Annotated in this window: 1 pseudogene; it reads left to right on the plus strand. The window is 61.5% G+C overall.

From position 1 onward, the window contains the following. A pseudogene (locus AB2B41_RS23755) lies at positions 1-234 on the plus strand (amidohydrolase); the annotation flags it as partial.

Genomic DNA, 234 nt, shown 5'->3' on the forward strand with positions numbered 1-234 from the left:
GCCTACGCGAAAGTCCGGTATGTCGTGCGGGCCGGAACGGCACCTGAAATGCTGGAACTGCTCGAGGGGGTGCGTAAAGTGGGCACCGGGGCCGCGATGATGACCGAGACGACCCTGTCCCACCAGATCCTCGCGGCGGTATCGAACCTGATTTACACCGAACCGCTTGGTGAGGCGATGCATAATAATCTGGAACGACTGGGTCCACCGCCCTTTTCCGAGGTGGACCTGGCC

Origin of the sequence: Sulfitobacter sediminis (assembly GCF_040811725.1) — a bacterium.
Taxonomy (GTDB): Bacteria; Pseudomonadota; Alphaproteobacteria; order Rhodobacterales; family Rhodobacteraceae; genus Sulfitobacter; species Sulfitobacter sediminis.